Here is a 17,866-nt window from a genome sequence, read left to right on the forward strand (position 1 = left end):
CAGGCTCACTGCCTCGGGGCCGGGACGCTTTCCACGATCGCCTGGAGAACCTCGTCCACCTCCTGGCCGCTGATCGCCACTTCCGGCGTGAGCTGGACACGGTGGCGCAGGACCGGCAGGGCGGCGCGTTTGATATCGTCGGGGGTGACGAAGCCCCTGCCATCCAGCGCGGCGAAGGCCTTGCCGATTTTCACCAGACTGATCGCTCCACGAGTGCCCGCTCCGAGGGAAACGGATCTGGATTCGCGGGTCGCCTGCGCCAGCGACACCGCGTAAGCCACCACTTCCGGGACCACCTGGACCGCCGCGGTAGCCCGCTGTGCGGACACGATTTCCTCAGGGCCACAGATGATCGAAACCTCGTCACGGGCGGCACCGGGCGTCTCGGCGGCGGCCCGTGTGACGATCTCGCACTCGGCCTCCCGCACGGGGTAGTCGATGAGCACCTTCATGATGAAGCGGTCCAGTTGTGCTTCCGGAAGCGGGTAAGTGCCCTCGTGCTCCACCGGATTCTGCGTCGCGAGCGTCATGAATGGCGGTGCCAGCTTCAGTGTTTCGCCATCGATGGTGACCTGTTGCTCCTGCATCACTTCCAGCAGTGCGGACTGTGTCTTGGCAGGAGCACGGTTGATTTCGTCAGCCAGGAGGAGGTTGGTGAAAACGGGACCATGCCGCAGTTGGAATGTCTGGCTCTTCATGTCGAAAAGCCGGAAGCCTGTCACATCGGAAGGCATGAGGTCCGGTGTGAACTGGATCCGCGCGGAGCTGCCGCCGAAGGTCTTCGCCAATGTGGTGACCAGGTGGGTTTTCCCCAACCCCGGCTTGCCTTCCAACAGCACATGGCCTCCCGCCAGCAATGCGGCGAGAACCTGCTCCACAACGGCATCCTGTCCGAGAATGACGTGGCGGATCTGTTCGCGCATCTGCCGGATCAGCGCGGCGGGTCCATGGGCGGTCGGAGCGTCCTGTGGCACCGGGGTATTCTGGATGATCGGCGCCTCTTGAGGTGTCGGGGAGTCGGGTTCGGAATTCATAAGGAGTTAATGTAAAACTTGGAGAAGGCGTTGCAGGTCCGCGGTGGTGCGGGTGAGGATTGCCGAATCCGCCGGTGCCGCTTCCACCAGGGCGCGGTGGACGCGTTCACGGGGTATCTCCGCACGCTCGGCCAGGAATTGGATGAAGTCGTCATCCCGCCGTCCGGCCCGGGCACGTATCCGCTGACCGCGTTCGATGATCTGCTCCCGCAACGGAACCAGAAGGGCGGCGGCCCGATCGAGCCGCCATTGGAAATCACCGAGGGCTTCCAGATGATGGTCATAACCACGCAAGGGGGAACCGGCGTCCGCCGACTCGATGGGGCCGAAACGGCTGAAACTCCTCCAAAGCCACAACGCCATGAGAAGGGCCAGCCCCACCAGCACGGGCCACAGATGGTCTTTCAGCAAGCCCCAGAGCGACAAGCCTGATCCCCGCAGGAAACCGATGTTGCCCTCGTATTCGGTGGCTGCGACGAGGGCGTCAAGCAATGCCGCATGATCCTTGTCGCCGATCCAGCGGTTGCGGAAAATCCTGGCGTCCGTCAGAACCGTGATGCGGCCGTCCCCGCTTCTGACAGATGCGAACACGCCCTGTTTCCCGCCCTTGCGGGCCACACCGGCATCCGACTTCGCATCAACCTCGTAGGATTCCTTCCGGAAGCGGATCCTTTCCGCGGTCACCTCCCCACGACCCGCGGCGTCCGGCTTCAATTCGATCCCCGCGCGATCCAACATCTCCAGGAGGACCGGTTCGAGATCCGGAGGCATCGCATGGCGGGACCAGTCGCTGGATTCCGCGTCCGCATGTTCCACCAGCAGAACCAGATGCCCCCCTTCTTCCACCCAGCTTTCCAACTGGCGGATGTAGCTCGTATTGCTGGGAACGGACGCCGGCACGAACCATATCGCATCGTCGTATTGCGGAGCCGTCCATACCGCGAGCGAACGGACCTCACCATCGTATTGTTCGCAAAACCGCTCGGCGGCGAGCCAGGGATTGATACGTGCCTTTCCCTTGTAGCCGATCTCACGCTTCACCTCGGTATAATCACATCCCGTGATGACCAGAACCGCCAACAGCATGAGAAGAAATTTCATCGCCGCCTCCCTTCTTCAAAAGGCCACTGCTCGCACGCCGCCCGCACCTCAGCGTCCGGCGGCGTGACGCCCGCGTAGGCAAGACGGATCCACATGCCGGTGATGCCACGGAAATATCCCGGATGCGCGGCCACGCCCGTTTGCTCCACGCGGCGCATGCAGTCGCCCTCGGTATCCGACTCATGGATCTCCACGCGACCCGTCTCGATCACCCGGGAAATGGAACCCCGGTAAAGCAGCCCCAAGGCATCCTGCTGCCGTCCCTGCTGCCAGAGAACCCACGCGGCGGTGGGAATGTCCGTGGGAAGGGAATCGGGAGAAACCTCCATGCCCATCACCACCCGGGCTGCCGGTGGCGGCCCTTTTTCCTTCCCGGCACCACCCCGGAGCTGGAACGCATGACGGTTTTTCCATACCATCCAGCCCACAAGACCCACGAGCAGCACCACCGTGCAGACAGCGGAAACCACCATGATCGCCTGGATCAACTCCACAGGAAGGGTCCTGGAGGATGACGTCTTCGACTTCTGCACCCGATCCATCACGCTGTGCACTTCGAAAGCCTTGTCGGATTTCACTTCTTGGATGACCTCGGCAGGAGATCCGGTTTCCCCTGCCCTGGCGGACAGGCTGATGAGGGAAAATGAAAGCAACAACAGCGCCACCTTCCCCAATCGCTGGGCGAGCCGTTTGAAGGCCAGCTCCACATCCCAGCCCTCGATCCATGTGCGGTTGTTGATGTAGATGCCGAACCCTGCGCCGATCACGAAGATGTCGGTCAGGGACAAGGCGAACATCATGCTTCCGACCACGACCCGCAACGCGGCGAGGGGGATCTCCAGCGGAAAATTGGGATCCCATGCCTCCTTCGTCTGCTGCCAGATCCCATCCTGCCCCTCCGGCAGCATCATGTGGATCAGGACGAGGATTCCGAACCCCAACCATTCCACCGTCAGATGACCGATGCCCGACAGCCACATGACAGCCCCTTCTCCACGCCTTACCAACTGGCCACAACGCAGACGGTAGGGCTTCCCGCGCAATCCTTCCAGGTCTTCCACTGCCAGCGTCACCGGCATCCATGGCGAGAAACGCGCCCAGATGTAGCGATAGAAAAACCGCCGCCACCATGCGCGCGGGATTTCCCGCCAAACGGATTTCCACGTCGGCTCCTCGCCGAACAACCGCCTGCTCAGTTCGAACAACACCAGCCGGGACCCGGCGGGTTTCCACCACCAGAAAAGGATGAGCAGAACGATGGGATGGTCCCACAAAAACACCGCCGCGATGGCGGTGGGAATGCCGATGGCGAGCCACCACACCGTGAGGCACCGCCAGAAACTCCGACGGACCATGGCGAATCCGAGATCCACCGCCTCCCAGTCGCTGCGGGGACGGATCTCCGCGGTCACCGTATCAAGGCGCATGCCCGAACCTCCTTCCCGCAAGGGTGAAATAGGCGATGTGCAGCAACCAGCCGACGATGCCCACGGTGTATTTCAGATTCGAAGGCATGTCCTGCGCCGACCAGAACCCCTCCACCACCGCGGCGAGAGTGGTCATGACGGCGGCGCCATAGATCAGCGGCAGCGCCTGCCGGGCCGCCTCGACCAGCGCCCTCACACGTGGCAGCCTTCCCGGCCGCAGGATCGCCAGACCGAGGCGCATGCCCGCCATGCCGGAAACGATCATGCCGAGAAGTTCAAACGAGGAATGGCCGGAGACAAACGTCCAGAATGACTCGGGATTGCACGCGTGGTTCACGTAGCCTGCCGCGGCACCGAGGTGGAGGCCGTTGAACAGCAGGAAAAACAAGGTGCCCACCCCCGCCGCCATGCCACCGGCGAAGATGCGGAAATCGATGGCCACATTGTTATAGATGTAGAAGCAGAACATCATGAAATTCGAACCATACTCGCTCCGCAGGTGGCTGAGCTGTTCTTCCTTTCCACCGTACATCTGCTCCATGCCCGCCATGCCATTGGCTCCCAGGACAGCCTGCACCCAGCGGATGTCGTGGTGTGCGGAGAGCATCATCGCGAAAAACGGCAGCCAGAAAACCAGGTTGCACATCCAGAACAGGCGCCAGTCGGCCCGCACGGCACGCGGAAACCCCACGGCGATGAAACGCACCACATTCTCCCAGCTCCCGCGCCGTCTCTGGTAAATGAGTTCGTAACCCCGAATGACGAGTTCATTCAGACGCTGCGTGATGCGGGGACCATACATGCGTTCTTCCGCGAGCGACAGATCCAGGCTGAGTTCGCGGAAAAGCCGTGGCAGTTTCTCCGCCTCGGGTCCGCGTTTTCCTTTTTCCAGCATCGACACCAGGGATTCATACTCCGCCCAGCGGGCGGCGTTGCGGCTCTCGAATTCACCCGACGTCATTTATCCCCCCTTCCCATCTGCGCCCAGTGCGCCATCGCCAGCAGGCGGTCCACGCCCGCCACGCCGCTCGAGCCGCTGAGCACGGAAACCTGGTCCGCGATCTCCTCGCGCCGCCCCTCCGACCACAACCCCGCACGATCACGGAACAACGCCAACGCCCTCATTTCATCCGCCGTCAGTCCGACCGGCAGCGGCACCGCGACAACCGGGGGCGGCGAGGGCAACATCGGCTGCGGAGGGATGCGGTCATAGATCACCACCGTGCCAGCGGCAAGATCTCCGAGACGCTGGAAACGCTTCGTCGCCATGCAGCTCGTCAGTCCGAAGCAGTAGGTGAACATCGGCATGCCGTCGATGAAACGCAGGAAATTCCGGATCACGGCCTGGCCGAGCGTGATCGGTGAACCGGTGGCTTGCACCACACGCAGCCCCATCGCGCGCTTGCCGGGAGTGGCTCCGCGTTTTCCGGCTTCAAAAACAACGGGGTAAAGCCAGTCCATGAGGAACCAGGATAACAATATCACCCCTTGCGCCACCTGGCCGCCCATGGCGATGCCTGCGAATGAAACAGCGATCCCGCCAACGATCAGAATCACACCCCGGATCAGGAAATCGACGAGATAGGCACTCGCACGCAACATCGGTCCCGCCATCCGCAGGCGGATCTCAATGCCCTCGGCGAGTTCCACCGCCTGCAAGGTGTCTAGTTTTTCTGGCTCCGGCATGGTCGGTGTCGCTGGGAAATTATCCGTCTGGGGGAACAGGTAAAGCACAGGCGGAGAGAAAATCCCACATCTCTTGCAGGAACGCACGCCGCGTGCGCGCTTTTCCTGCTTCGGTTGTCGCAACTGCCAGCACCCATCCTCGGACGACCGTCAACTGGAAGGATTCTGCCGTGACTGGATGACGGCGATGGCGCGCGCGAGGGTGACCTCCAGTTCATCCTTTTTGATGGGCTTGCTCAGGTAGTCGTCCATCCCGGCCTGCACGCATACCTCGCGGTCACCATCCATGGCATTGGCGGTCAGGGCAATGATCCAGGGGTGATGGGGTTTTCCAGGAGCAGCCTTGATCCGCCGGGTTGCTTCCAAGCCGTCCATCTCGGGCATCTGCACGTCCATCAGGATGATGTCATAGGCGCGGCGTTCGCACGCGGCGAGCACCTCGATTCCGTGACCGGCGACGTCCGCCCGGTAGCCGAGACGTGACAGCATGTGGAGGGCGACCTTCTGGTTCACCGAGTTGTCCTCGGCAAGGAGGATGCGTTCGGAGCGCGATTCGGCAACCGCCGGGATGAAATTTTCCCTGGCGGGAACCGAGGTGATACCGCTCTCGCCGAGCAGTCGTGCGATCACGTCGAACAGTTGCGAGGGCTTGACCGGTTTGGTCAGCACGGATGAAAACATCTCCGGTTCATAGGCAGCGGCGGGACGGCCGATCGATGAAAGCAGCACGAGCGGAAGCGAGGCCCCGGCAGGAAGCTTCCGAAGTTCGGTGGCGAGCATGAGGCCGTCCATCACGGGCATCTGCATGTCGAGGATCGCGAGGTCGAAACGCTGGTTGTCCCGCAATATTTCCAATGCCTCCAACGCATCGGGAACAACGGTGCAGGACATCCCCCACTTTCCTGCGAGGGTGAAAAGGATGCGCCGGCTGTGTTCGTTGTCGTCCACCACGAGCAGACGCTTGCAGCGGAGGCTGGTGGAATTGGCACCGATGTATGGGCGCGGGCCGGCGGCGATCCATTCGGCAACCACCGTGAAATAGAAGGTGGAACCGACACCCGGCTCGCTCTCCACCCACATCCTTCCTCCCATGAGCTCGGTAAGGCGTCTGCTGATGGCGAGGCCGAGGCCCGTGCCACCGTATTTGCGCGTGGTGGACGCATCCACCTGGCTGAACGACTGGAAGAGTTTTCCGATCGCATCCCCAGGGATGCCGATGCCGGTGTCGGCCACCGAGAAGACGAGTTCGGTCCTGCCATTCTCCAAAGTCTCGCCGACACGGACGCTGACTTCCACGTCCCCCTCTTCGGTGAACTTGAGGGCGTTTCCGACCAGGTTGACAAGGATCTGCCGTACGCGGGTGACATCGCCCCGGACCTCGGCAGGCACGCCGTCACCGATTTCGTAGAGGAGATCGAGGCCCTTCTTGCCGGCGGTGGCGGAGAGCAGGTCCAAGGTGGTCTCGATGCACTCGTGCACGCTGAACACCTCGCGTTCGAGATCCATCGCCCCGGATTCGATCTTGGAGAAATCCAGAATGTCGCTGATGAGCGACAGGAGGTTCTCGCCGCTCACGCGGATGATTTCGGTGAATTCCCTCTGCTCGGAGGTGAGCTGGGTGTCCAGGAGCAGCGAGGTCATTCCGATGACCCCGTTCATCGGGGTGCGGATCTCGTGGCTCATGGTCGCGAGGAACTGGCTCTTCGCGATGTTGGCCTGTTCGGCGGATTGCCGGGCCTCCTGGAGCTCGGTGATGTCGGCCAGAATGCCGAACCACACCTTCGTGCCGCTGGCCCGTGTCGAGGCCGAGGAGCGGGCGTTGATCCAGCGGCGCGTTCCATCCGGGCGCAGGATCGGGAAGGTGTCGGACCAAGGCTGAACGGCGGCAATGGCTTTCTCCAACCCCTCGTGGATGCGCTCGCGGTGGCCCTCCTCCACAGCAACATAGAGCAGCGAGGAATTCGCAAGCACGCCTTCGGGATCGCGACAGAACACGTCGCGGAAGCCAGCACTGATGAAGGTGAACGCACGATGGCCTTCGGGAGTCACCTCGAACTGGAAAAACACGCCTGGCGCGTTCGCGGTGAGAGCGACCATCTGTTGCTCGCTGGCCAGGAGTTTCCGCTCGGCGAACTTGCGTTCGCTGATGTCGCTCTCAATGGCCATGAAACCGGTCAGGACGCCGGACTGGTCCCGCAGGGACTGGGCTTCGATCTCCACCCAGTAGGCACTGCCGTCCTTGTCATAGTTGATGAGCTCGACCTTGTATCCCTCGTGGGAGGACACCCCTCCGCGCATGGTCGAGAGGGTGTCGGGGTCGGTAAGCGGCCCTTGGAACAAATCCTCCAGACGCTGATCTTTCACCTCGTCCAATGTATAACCGGTGATGCGCGTGAAACCGTCGTTGATCCAATCGATGCGGCCCTCGGTGTCGCTGATGACCACCCCGTTGTTCGTGGCACTGGCAACGCGGGCGAGCTTGCGAGCCTCGGCCTCGGTCGCTCGAAGATGGAGAGTCATTTCATGTGCGAGCGCCACCGCCCGCCCGCGGCTCCGGGAAAGCGACAACACCACCCCCGCCAGCAGCAGGGTGATCATCATGCCGCCACAAACGACCAGCACCGGACTGGTGCGGTCCAGGCCGGCCTCGAACTTCCCGCTCGTGGTGACGACAAGGCTCCATGGCCGCCCGCCGATCATGACCGGGAGGGTGCGGTGAAACAAACGTCCGCCAAACGGCTTGGCAGTCGGCACGTCGGTCGCTCCTACAAGCGTGTCGTCGGCATCGAGAAGGAGGTGCTCCCGGGTCAGCGAGATACCGTCGAAGACTTCCACATCAACCTGGTTTTCCGTAAAATTCAGGAGCCCCCGGAACAGTTCGTTGATGATCAGTGGCGCACAGACCAGACCGTCAAGGGACGCCTCGCGCTCTTCCGGTGTGACCGGGTGGGTGCCGTTTTTATAGATCGGGACCAGATAGAGAAAGCCCGGATGGTTCTCGGTATCCTGGACAAGGGTGATACGTCCGGTCAGGGAAGGCAGGCCGGTCCGGACAGCGCGTTCGATGGCTTCCCGGCGGACCGGCTCGCTGCCCGAGTCATAGCCCCAGGCCGAACGGTTGGTCTCGATCGGATCCATGAACTTGACCACGTAGAGATCCGGCGCGTTTCCGGTGGTCCTGACCGAAAAATCCGGCGCGTTGTCCGCACGTTCCGCCGCGATGAACGCGTCCAGTTCGGCACGGGGCACGCGTTTGATGAAACCGAAGCCCAGCGCCCCCGGGAATTCCTTCTTCAGATCGCGGGACGCCACATAGCGGCTGAACTCGTCCCGTTCGACGGATTTGCTGGCCACGAACATGCCGCGGGCTCCATTGAGTCCATAAACGCTCAGATTCGCACGCCGCTCCACCTCGCGGGAGAGTCTCTCGGCGACCCGGTCAAAGCGGACGCGCGCCTGGTCCAGCCCGATCTTTCTCACTCCATAACCCGCCCAGAGGGAAAAGCCGAATCCAGCAAGCAGGATGATCGCCGGAGGCAGCCAACTGATGGTCAGCGGATCCGGCAGGGCCGGGTCCGCCGTTTCGCGACTTGCCTTGTAGGCCACCAGGCTTCGCCAGAATATCAGCGGTGCGGCCAACAGTATCAGAATCGCCGCATGCAGGATCACCTCCTGTGCCATTCCAACGCCCGGCGCGATCACAGGGAGAAAGAGGACGATCAGCAGCTCGCAAAGACCAACGATTACAAGGATTTCGACAATAAGTCGGGGAACATTCGATGACTTCGGCATGCGTCGGACGTTTCGTATTGGATACTGGGGAAATTTATTGATGCGGAACGCGATCGCTCCACCGGTCCGGGGTGCCACATGAAGAACATCCCGGAAGCGATCCGAGGCGGGGGGATGCGTACCGGTCGGCAACGATGGGCATCGGAACGGATTTTCGGACGACACGGGATTGTGTCGGGGTCGGGAACTTTTTCCAAGAGGCACTCATCCAAGGCCAACGTAAGCCCGTCAGATGCTTTGCCAAGAATCTTTGTGAAACCCTTGCGTCCCGAAAAACACGGTCCGGAACGGCGGGTTATCAACCGGAGATCATGCGGATACCTGTATCCACCATGCCGAGGCACGGGGACGCCTGTTGTCAAAATCCCGCTCTTCGGCACCCGGTCGGATCACCGTTGGACGACCACAGGGGTTCCGATTCTGACGGCATCGTAGAAACGTTTGGCATGGCGCTTGGGGAGGCGGACACAGCCGCTGGATGCGGGATAACCAGGGACGTTCCCCGCATGAAGTCCGTAGGCACCCGTGAAGCGCAGGAAATACGGCATCGGCACGCCTTCGAATTTGCTACCGGCGGGACGCGGGGTCTTGCGGTTGTCCACGTTTTCCTTCACGACCTTGCCGTTCCTCACGTAGTTCCCATAGATCGAGGAGCGATGGTCCGGGCTTTTCTGAATGACGCTGTATCTTCCGACAGGGGTGTCCTTGCCCTCCCGGCCGGAGGATATGGGAGCGACCGCCACGACTTTCCCCTGATGATAGAGAGTCGCCTGCTGGGACTTGAGGCTCACCACGATGCGCCGCCCGCTTGTGCCGCCCCGGTCCATCAAGCCTCCCAGTTCCGGCACGGTCGTGCAACTCATGAGCCATAGGCAGGAAAGCATCGCGATCGCGCGAAAAAACCAGGAAGAGGATACGGCAGGTCGGGAAACGGCGGGTTTTGTCATTGGTTGAGACCAGTAAGCCGAGAGCCACGCCGGTCAAACGGTAATCCTTGCCCAAATGGCGGATTGTCTGGCTCCGGATCAGGGCCTTCCGTGATTTCAGCTTCCGGCAGGTTCGTCCGGGCGATTTCGCGTTGAGTTTATACCAGCCCGTCCAATAGCTTCCGAACAATGCAGGAAATCGCAGACGAACAGATCCAGCGGCATCTGGACATCATCTACCGCACGGATTCCGGTCGCATCCTCGCCACTCTCATCCGCCTGCTAGGGGATTTCGACAGGGCGGAGGACGCCATGCACGATGCCTTCGCCGTGGCGCTGGAACGTTGGCCCCGGGATGGCGTCCCGGAGAATCCCCGCGCATGGCTGGTATCCACGGGCAGGTTCAAGGCGGTTGACGGATTGCGCCGGCGCGCGCGGTTCGATGCCGCGCAGGAAAAAATCGCGGAGCAATTGGAGAGCAGGGCCGATGCGACGGCGGATGGAACGGACGAAAGTGTCGGGGACGACCGTCTGCGCCTCATCTTCACCTGCTGCCATCCCGCTCTGGCGCAGGATGCCCGCGTGGCACTGACGCTGCGTGAAATCTGCGGTTTGACGACGGAGGAAATCGCCCGCGCATTCCTCACGCCGGCTCCCACGCTCGCCCAGCGGATCGTCCGGGCGAAGGGGAAGATCCGTGACGAACGCATCCCTTACCAGATCCCATCCGAAGAAGAGCTGCCCGGGCGGCTGGGACCCGTGCTGCAGGTGATTTATCTGGTATTCAACGAAGGATACCATGCCTCGTCCGGCGACTCGTTGCTACGGACGGATCTGTCGGATGAAGCCATCCGGCTCGGACGCCTGCTGCTGGAGCTTCTTCCGGAACCGGAGGTGACGGGCCTGCTCGCCCTCATGCTCCTGCAAGGATCCCGCCGTGCCGCCCGGACCACCGCCGATGGCGAACTGGTTTTGCTGGAGCATCAGGACCGCACGTTGTGGGATCACGGCCAAATCGCGGAAGGGGTGGCGCTCGTCGAGCGGGCACTCTCTTCACGCCGTTTCGGCTCCCACACCTTGCAGGCGGCGATCGCGGCGGTGCATGCCGAAGCTCCTGATGCGGCCTCCACCGACTGGGCGCAGATCGTGGCCCTCTACACAGAACTGGCCCGCATCACCCCCTCTCCGGTCGTGGAACTGAACCGTGCCGTGGCCGTCGCCATGCGCGACGGGCCGGAACCGGGAATCCGGTTGATCGACAAGCTGCTTGTCGAAGGAGGACTGGATACATACCCCCTCGCCCATGCGGCGCGGGCGGATCTATATCGGCGGCTGGGGAACAAGGAGGAGGCGCGGACTTCTTACGAACGCGCGCTGGCCCTCACGGACATGCCGCCCCAGCGCCGTTTCCTCGAAAAAAGGCTGCGGGAGCTGGAGGAAAAATAATTTCCGGAAAAACACCAGGTGTTGTCGAATTCCGGAACCGCCGATCGTCCATTTCTCAGAACGACACGTTCGATTCACCCCAACCCACAACCGAAAACAAAAGCATGAGATTCATGGTCCTTGTCAAAGCTACGAAAAACTCGGAGTCCGGCGCACCGCCCTCTCCCGAAACACTCGAAATGATCACCGCGATGGGACGGTTCAACGAGGAACTGGAACATGCCGGAGTTCTCCTGGCCGCCGATGGGCTGCAACCCAGCTCGAAAGGTGCCCGTGTGACCTTTTCCGGAATCCGGCGCACCGTGACCGACGGACCGTTCGCCGAAACCAAGGAGCTGGTCGCCGGATTCTGGATCTGGAAATGCGATTCGCTGCAGGAGGCGATCGAATGGGCCAAACGTTGTCCGAATCCGATGCCAGGCGAGGAGTCGGACATCGAAATCCGTCCGATCCACGAATTCGATGAATTCCTCGCCGAGTTCGCCCCGGACCTTCGCAAGGAAATGGAGACGACAGACGGACAAGCGCCCGAATGACTCCCCTCCCCAGCCTTCTGATATAACGAACCAGACAACCCACCCACAATCATCATGAAATACATCTGCCTTGGATACATCGAACCGAACAAACCCCTGAACATGCCCGAACACGAGTGGCACGCGATGGCGGACGAATGCTTCAGCTACGACGATGAGCTGAGGAAGAACGGCCACTTCGCCGGCGGCCATGCGCTGCAGCCGCCCGAAACCGCCATCACCCTGCGCTGGAAGGAAGGAAAGGCGTCCGTCACCGACGGACCCTACGCCGAGACCAAGGAGCAACTCGGCGGCATCCTTATCCTCGAAGCCCGCGACCTGAACCACGCCATCCAGCTCATGTCGAAGCACCCGGGCGTGAAGGCGGGTCCTTTCGAAATTCGTCCCGCGGCGGATCTTTCGGCAATGATCAGCGAAAGCGAAAAGCGGCGTGCGGGTATGTGAGGCATCATTCCCGCATCCCCACCCTTTTCACCTTGTCACCGGAAACGTCGCCCTGTGTTCTTATGCCATGCACAGGATGACACCTTCCCCGTTCCGTTTCCTTCCTCTCACCCTGCTGGCCGCCGGTTCGCTCACCGGCTGGCTGGCAGCGGCGGAAGTCCCTAAAGAAGGCCCCGGCGGCCCGCTGGAAGTCACCGCCAGCCGTGGGGTCACCGCCCGTGATCCCTCGACCATCGTCCGTGATGGCGACACCTTCTGGATCTTCTACAGCGGACACGGCGTGCCATCGCTGCATTCGAAGGATCTGGTGACATGGGAACGCGGCCCGTCCGTTTTCAAGGAAGCACCCGCCTGGATTTCCAAAGAGGTTCCGGCGAATGATGGCGAGTATTGGGCACCCGACCTGATGAAGGTCGGCGGGCGCTATTTGTTGTATTACTCGATTTCCAGCATGAACGCGATGCACTCCGCCATCGGCCTCGCGACGACCCCCACACTGGACCCGGAGAGCCCGGACTTCAAATGGAAGGACGAGGGGCCGGTGGTCCAGTCGCGGGAGGGCGGCGATTTCAACACCATCGATCCCGCTGTTTTCCAGGATGATGATGGCAAGGTCTGGCTGTCCTTCGGCTCGCAATGGAGCGGGCTGAAATTGGTGGAGCTCGATCCAGCGACGGGCAAACGCCTGAAGCCGGACGAAGCGATGACCTCGATCGCCGATGGAGACCCCATCGAGGGAGCCTACATTTACAAGCGCAAGGGCTTCTACTACCTCTTTGTCAACCGTGGTACCTGCTGCTCCGGAGCAGACAGCACCTATCACATCACCGTCGGGCGCAGCAAGGACATCAAAGGACCGTATATCGCCAAAGATGACGCACCGATGCTCGAAGGCGGTGGCACATTGGTACTCGCGACGAAGACCGGCACCCTCATCGGCGCGGGACACGCCGGCATCATCGAAAAGGACGGCAAGAGCTGGTTCAGCTGCCACTTTGAGGCGGACGAGCGCATGAGCGGCAAGGCCACCGTCGGAGTGATGCCTCTCCAATGGAGCGAGGACGGCTGGCCGGAAGTCCTGCCGCCGGACAAAACCAAGTGACGTCCGCCCGTCATGAAATAAATCCGTGACCTGTCTCCGACCATGGGATTCCTCAGGAGGTTGATATCACCCCGACAATGAAACCCGTCGTCCATCTCATCCTCTTCCGTGGTGTGGGCGGGAAAACCCAGCTTCCCACCAAGCCATTGCGCGAAAAACTCCTTGAGGCGGGTTTTGAAAACGTGGCCACCTATATCAACAGCGGGAACGCGATCGTCCGCAGCCGGATGCGCCGGGACCAGGTGGTTTCCACCGTCGCGGCGATCTGCCGTAAGGAGTTCGATTTCGACAAGGCCATCTTTGCTCCCACGCTCGGCGAGTGGGATGAGCTTATCGCGGCGAATCCATTCCCCGAGGCCGCCGCGGAAGCACCGACCACGGTCCATGCGGCCTTGCTCGACGCGGTGCCCGCAGGGGAAAACCTCGCGCGATTGCTCGCCGTGGCCTCGGAAGGAGAAGAAATCCGGGTGATCGGGAAAGTTGCCTACCTCCATACGCCAAACGGATTCGGAAGGAGCAAGCTGGCGGAGAAGTTCGACAAATGGATCGCCGTGACCAACACCGCGCGGAACTGGAATACCGTGCTCAAGCTTTCGGAACTCGGGCATGCCTGCGGTGAAAAGCCGTGATCACCGTTCCAAACTATAAAAACCCGGCCGCGGCTCCATTCCCGAAGCACCTGAGGAAATCCTCGTCCGCAGGAGCGTGGATCCGGAGGGGTTCAGCCGTGCGGGGATGAGTGAGTTCCAGTGACTTCGCCTGCAACAACATGCGGGTGCCGATTCCCAGAATTCCGCACAATTCATGACTCTTCTCCATTCCCGCGTAGCGGAAATCCCCGACGATCGGGAATCCGGCATCCAGCAGGTGGCGGCGGATCTGGTGGAACCGTCCTGTCGTTGGAACCGCCTTGACCAGCGAAAGCGGGTCCGGGCAATCCTTGGAGGGAGGCTTCGTCACGAGACGCTCGAATGAGGTCCGGGCCGCAAGCGGTTCGTCTTCCGGATTCGTTCGCAGCGGAGTTTCGCAGACCCAGGCTTGGGGCGCAGCACCACATACGGCCGCGTGGTAGGTCTTGATCACATTCCTTCGTTCAAATGCCTGCTGGACCGCGCTGGCGGTCGTTTTATCGAGCGCGAACAACAGCACACCGGAGGTCGGCCGATCAAGACGATGTATGGGGAAAACCTGCCGTCCCAGTTGGTCGCGCAAGCGCTTCATCGCGATCTGCGCCGGCTCATCCTCACCACTTGCCGGATGCACCAGCATGCCCGGCGGCTTGTCGATCGCGACAAGGAAATCGTCTTCAAAAAGAATGGTCAGCGGCTGCATCGCGCGGAAGGTCGTCTCCTATCGACAATGGTTCAATTGTTTTCGCTCCCGGAGTTAATCATTCGCGACATATCGATTCGATAGTTAAAAATTGATATGTAAACCTAAACATCAATTGGTTAAACACATTAGAAATTGTCCGGAATTTTCAACAATTCGGGTTCTCAAGCCTGAGAAAATCAATAATATTTTAAAATATTTTACCAATGGATATCCACACATCTTTACTTTTCACAAAAATATGTTATATATCTCGGGTGCCGTCCCTGTATGATAAATACCCCTAACCTGAAAGTGATCGCGATCGCCTGCACGGGAGCTTTTGCCTCCTGCGCCAGCCCATCGCCTAAAACAGCCCGGATCCCCGTATCCACCACCTCATCCAAGCAAGATCCGTCCCTTACGGGTCAGCTGCTTCAGGAAGTCAATAGCTACCGCCGCAACCACGGCGCGCGGGAGCTGCAACGCCATGCCGGCCTTGATCGTCTCGCACAGAAGCATTGCGAATTCCTCCGTCAGAACCGGGGCAAGTTCGGAATCCGCGGACAAGCCAACGTAAGCCATATGGGCTTCGATGGCCGCGCCTTGATGGCCCGCCAGAACTACAATATGCTGACCTGCGCCGAGAATGTCGCATCCACCAGCGACACGAGTCATGGCATCGCCCCCACGCTGGTCAAGATTTGGACAAACTCCAAAAGCCATCAAAAAAACATGGTGGACGACTGGACCCACACGGGCATCGGCATTGTGAAAGACAGTGATGGAACCGTATTCTCCACACAATTGTTCGGAACCATCAGCTATTCACAAATGACATCTCGCAATCGGTTCAACGGCTACTAATACTCGGGCGCATGCCCGACCTCAGCCTGGAAAAAGCCCATCAATCCCGCGGTATCAAGCGTGTCGCCGGGATTGATGAGGCAGGCCGTGGGCCCCTCGCCGGCCCGGTGGCCGCCGCCGCGGTCATCCTTCCAAAGAAGTTCAAATGCCCCGGGCTGGACGATTCCAAAAAAATCTCACCCGCGCGCAGGGAGGTTCTGTATGCCCGGATCACCGACGATCCGTCGATTTTCTGGGCGGTCGCCACCGCTGACTGCGACGAGATAGACCGCCTCAACATTCTTCGCGCGACGCACTTGGCCATGAGGCGCGCCGCGGAGGCGCTGGATCCGGTGCCAGAGCATTGCATCATTGACGGTCTTCCGGTTAAAAACTTTCCCATTCCCCATGATGGTGTGGTGAAAGGCGACGGCCTGTCCCTCTCCATCGCCGCGGCAAGCATCATCGCGAAGGTCACCCGCGACCGCATCATGCACGCCCTCGACCAGGAATTTCCACAATACGGCTTTGCGAAACACCAAGGATATGGCACCAAGGCGCATCTTGAAGCGCTACGGATTCACGGCCCTTGTCGCCACCATCGTCGCTCGTTTCAGCCCGTCGCTCAACTCACCCTGCCGTTTGGCTGGACCTGACGGCAAAACGCGCGACAGGATCTGGTTGGGAAATTATGGCGAACGCGTCGCCGCCGCATGGCTCCGCTCGCAGGGATGCAGGATTCTGGCGAGAAACTACCGCAGCCCGAGGAAGGGCGAGGTGGACATCATCGCAAGGGATGGAAGGCTGTTGCTTTTCGTGGAAGTGAAAACCCGCCAGGCCGGCAGCAGGATCCGGGGACTGGACGCCGTAGGAAAAGACAAACAGGCACTGATCGAGCGTGGTGCGAATTCGTGGCTCAAGCGTCTCGGCACCCGCAACCTGCCTTGGAGGTTCGACGTCATCGAAGTCAGCGTGGAGGAAGGACGGAAGCCCCGGGTGAACCGGGTGAAAGACGCGTTCTAAGGCGGGTCCGTGACCGTCCTCTTACGAAGAACATGGGTGAACGACAGCTTGCCCATGCGTCGCTGGAAACCTGTGCCCGAATCCTGCTTGCCGGAGCGGTTCGGCACCTCCACGTTCCGGGCAGGATTTCATGGATTACTTTTCGGATTCAATGGCATGGCTGGGCAAGCCGGACGGCAGCGTGGTGATCGGTTACGGACCATTCGAAAGCTCGGTCGAGCCTCCTGCCGGTGGCGTGGCCTTCCATGTGCAGGACTTCGCCCTCCAAGACCCCGAACCGTGGAAAATCCCCAGCCGTGTCGAACGGAGCACTCCCGCCGAGCTGGGGGCGATGAACCGCGCGACGCGACCTCCGGAATGGGTCTGGGACCCGTTGGACGCCGCCCCCTTTTCAGTCGTCTTCCAGGAGGTGATGTCGTCCATCCACAGCGGGATCTTTGAAAAAACCGTACCAGTGGTCACCGAGAGGGGAACGTCGGCGGAAGCCCCGGGACCGGGCATCATCGAAGGCATGATCCGGCAACCCTCCCCGCTCCATTCCTACGGTTGGGTGCGGGGAAGTTCCGGGTTCGCTGGAGCCACTCCGGAGCTGCTTTTCTCCTTGAATGGGGACCGGCTGGAAACCATGGCACTCGCCGGCACCGCCCGCAGCGAGGACCGACATGTCTTCGCGGCGGATGAAAAGGAGATCCGTGAGCATGAATATGTCGCCCAGACACTCGCATCCAAATTGTTGGATCTCGGAAAAATCCAGCGCCGGTCACGCGAGATCCTGGATCTCGGCAGCATCGTTCATTTCCTCACGACCATCTCGTTGGACCTGGAGATTCCCCAGACGCCCGCGAAACTGCTCCGGCGTCTCCACCCCACCCCCGCTCTCGGCCCGCTCCCACGCACCGTGGAGACTCTGGCGCTGTTGTTGGACTGGCGGGAACGCCTGGGCTGCCCTGCGGAGTTCGGAGCTCCGTTCGGACTTTGGGATCATGACCGTTTCGACGCCATCGTGGCGATCCGCGGAATCTGGTGGGAGCATCGGCAACTCATGCTCCCGGCCGGTTGCGGCATCATCGAGGCCAGCCGCCTCGTCAACGAGTGGCGGGAACTGAGATTGAAGCGCGAGTCTGTTAAAAATTTCATTCTTTAGTTTATGATGTTTGGCATGATCTGCTTCCCGGGTTTCTGACCATCTTGG

17 protein-coding genes are annotated in these 17,866 nt (G+C 60.9%); 9 read left to right on the forward strand and 8 right to left on the reverse strand.

Translation table 11 applies throughout. The features are described from left to right. Nucleotides 1-5 precede the first annotated feature (5 nt). From JIN84_RS19335 to JIN84_RS19365, 7 genes are all read right to left on the reverse strand, one after another. On the reverse strand, nucleotides 6-1,034 hold the full coding sequence (locus JIN84_RS19335; protein ID WP_200352712.1) for an AAA family ATPase: 1,029 nt from the start codon (nucleotides 1,032-1,034) through the stop codon (nucleotides 6-8). A gap of 6 nt (nucleotides 1,035-1,040) precedes the next feature. Beyond that, the gene (locus JIN84_RS19340) at nucleotides 1,041-2,120 is read right to left on the reverse strand and encodes a DUF4350 domain-containing protein (RefSeq protein WP_200352713.1); all 1,080 of its coding nucleotides are present in this window, start codon (nucleotides 2,118-2,120) and stop codon (nucleotides 1,041-1,043) included. An 11-nt stretch (nucleotides 2,121-2,131) separates the two neighbouring features. Next, the gene (locus JIN84_RS19345; protein WP_200352714.1) at nucleotides 2,132-3,562 is read right to left on the reverse strand and encodes a hypothetical protein; all 1,431 of its coding nucleotides are present in this window, start codon (nucleotides 3,560-3,562) and stop codon (nucleotides 2,132-2,134) included. After that, the gene (locus JIN84_RS19350) at nucleotides 3,552-4,523 is read right to left on the reverse strand and encodes a stage II sporulation protein M (protein ID WP_200352715.1); all 972 of its coding nucleotides are present in this window, start codon (nucleotides 4,521-4,523) and stop codon (nucleotides 3,552-3,554) included. Before JIN84_RS19350 ends, JIN84_RS19345 begins: the two co-directional genes overlap by 11 nt. Beyond that, on the reverse strand, nucleotides 4,520-5,248 hold the full coding sequence (locus tag JIN84_RS19355; RefSeq protein WP_200352716.1) for an RDD family protein: 729 nt from the start codon (nucleotides 5,246-5,248) through the stop codon (nucleotides 4,520-4,522). The genes JIN84_RS19350 and JIN84_RS19355 overlap by 4 nt, the downstream gene beginning before the upstream one ends. Before the next feature lie 150 nt (nucleotides 5,249-5,398). Beyond that, nucleotides 5,399-9,040 carry a CHASE domain-containing protein gene (locus JIN84_RS19360; RefSeq protein ID WP_200352717.1) on the reverse strand — a complete coding sequence of 1,214 codons (3,642 nt, stop codon included), beginning with the start codon at nucleotides 9,038-9,040 and terminating at the stop codon, nucleotides 5,399-5,401. Between the two features lie 389 nt (nucleotides 9,041-9,429). Next, nucleotides 9,430-9,903, reverse strand: coding sequence for a L,D-transpeptidase family protein (locus JIN84_RS19365; RefSeq protein WP_200352718.1), 474 nt, complete (start codon nucleotides 9,901-9,903; stop codon nucleotides 9,430-9,432). 252 nt (nucleotides 9,904-10,155) lie between these two features. On the opposite strand from JIN84_RS19365, the gene JIN84_RS19370 reads away from it, so the two are divergent. The 5 genes from JIN84_RS19370 (at nucleotide 10,156) to JIN84_RS19390 (ending at nucleotide 14,123) form a co-directional block, all read left to right on the forward strand. Next, nucleotides 10,156-11,412, forward strand: a complete 1,257-nt coding sequence (locus tag JIN84_RS19370) for an RNA polymerase sigma factor (RefSeq protein WP_200352719.1) — start codon at nucleotides 10,156-10,158, stop codon at nucleotides 11,410-11,412. Nucleotides 11,413-11,516: 104 nt separating this feature from the next. Further along, the gene (locus tag JIN84_RS19375; protein ID WP_345714415.1) at nucleotides 11,517-11,948 is read left to right on the forward strand and encodes a YciI family protein; all 432 of its coding nucleotides are present in this window, start codon (nucleotides 11,517-11,519) and stop codon (nucleotides 11,946-11,948) included. 54 nt (nucleotides 11,949-12,002) lie between these two features. Then, the gene (locus JIN84_RS19380; protein WP_200352721.1) at nucleotides 12,003-12,392 is read left to right on the forward strand and encodes a YciI family protein; all 390 of its coding nucleotides are present in this window, start codon (nucleotides 12,003-12,005) and stop codon (nucleotides 12,390-12,392) included. 76 nt (nucleotides 12,393-12,468) lie between these two features. Beyond that, the gene (locus JIN84_RS19385; RefSeq protein WP_200352722.1) at nucleotides 12,469-13,494 is read left to right on the forward strand and encodes an arabinan endo-1,5-alpha-L-arabinosidase; all 1,026 of its coding nucleotides are present in this window, start codon (nucleotides 12,469-12,471) and stop codon (nucleotides 13,492-13,494) included. A 77-nt stretch (nucleotides 13,495-13,571) separates the two neighbouring features. Next, a complete protein-coding gene (locus JIN84_RS19390; protein WP_200352723.1) occupies nucleotides 13,572-14,123 on the forward strand; it encodes a DUF1697 domain-containing protein in 552 nt (183 codons plus the stop codon). Between the two features lie 13 nt (nucleotides 14,124-14,136). On the opposite strand, the gene JIN84_RS19395 is transcribed toward JIN84_RS19390, so the two are convergent. Beyond that, nucleotides 14,137-14,826 carry an RluA family pseudouridine synthase gene (locus JIN84_RS19395; protein ID WP_200352724.1) on the reverse strand — a complete coding sequence of 230 codons (690 nt, stop codon included), beginning with the start codon at nucleotides 14,824-14,826 and terminating at the stop codon, nucleotides 14,137-14,139. A 294-nt stretch (nucleotides 14,827-15,120) separates the two neighbouring features. Between JIN84_RS19395 and JIN84_RS19400 the strand changes: the two genes are divergently transcribed. The 4 genes from JIN84_RS19400 to JIN84_RS19415 all read left to right on the forward strand — a co-directional run bounded on the left by JIN84_RS19400 (nucleotide 15,121) and on the right by JIN84_RS19415 (nucleotide 17,818). Then, nucleotides 15,121-15,672, forward strand: coding sequence for a CAP domain-containing protein (locus JIN84_RS19400; protein ID WP_200352725.1), 552 nt, complete (start codon nucleotides 15,121-15,123; stop codon nucleotides 15,670-15,672). A gap of 11 nt (nucleotides 15,673-15,683) precedes the next feature. After that, nucleotides 15,684-16,307 (forward strand): ribonuclease HII, encoded by a 624-nt coding sequence (locus JIN84_RS19405; RefSeq protein WP_200352726.1) that lies wholly within the window; start codon nucleotides 15,684-15,686, stop codon nucleotides 16,305-16,307. Further along, a complete protein-coding gene (locus tag JIN84_RS19410; protein WP_200352727.1) occupies nucleotides 16,294-16,674 on the forward strand; it encodes a YraN family protein in 381 nt (126 codons plus the stop codon). Before JIN84_RS19405 ends, JIN84_RS19410 begins: the two co-directional genes overlap by 14 nt. Nucleotides 16,675-16,804: 130 nt before the next feature. Continuing rightward, a complete protein-coding gene (locus JIN84_RS19415) occupies nucleotides 16,805-17,818 on the forward strand; it encodes a chorismate-binding protein (protein ID WP_200352728.1) in 1,014 nt (337 codons plus the stop codon). Nucleotides 17,819-17,866 lie beyond the last annotated feature (48 nt).

This window comes from Luteolibacter yonseiensis, from assembly GCF_016595465.1.
GTDB classification, from domain to species: domain Bacteria; phylum Verrucomicrobiota; class Verrucomicrobiia; order Verrucomicrobiales; family Akkermansiaceae; genus Luteolibacter; species Luteolibacter yonseiensis.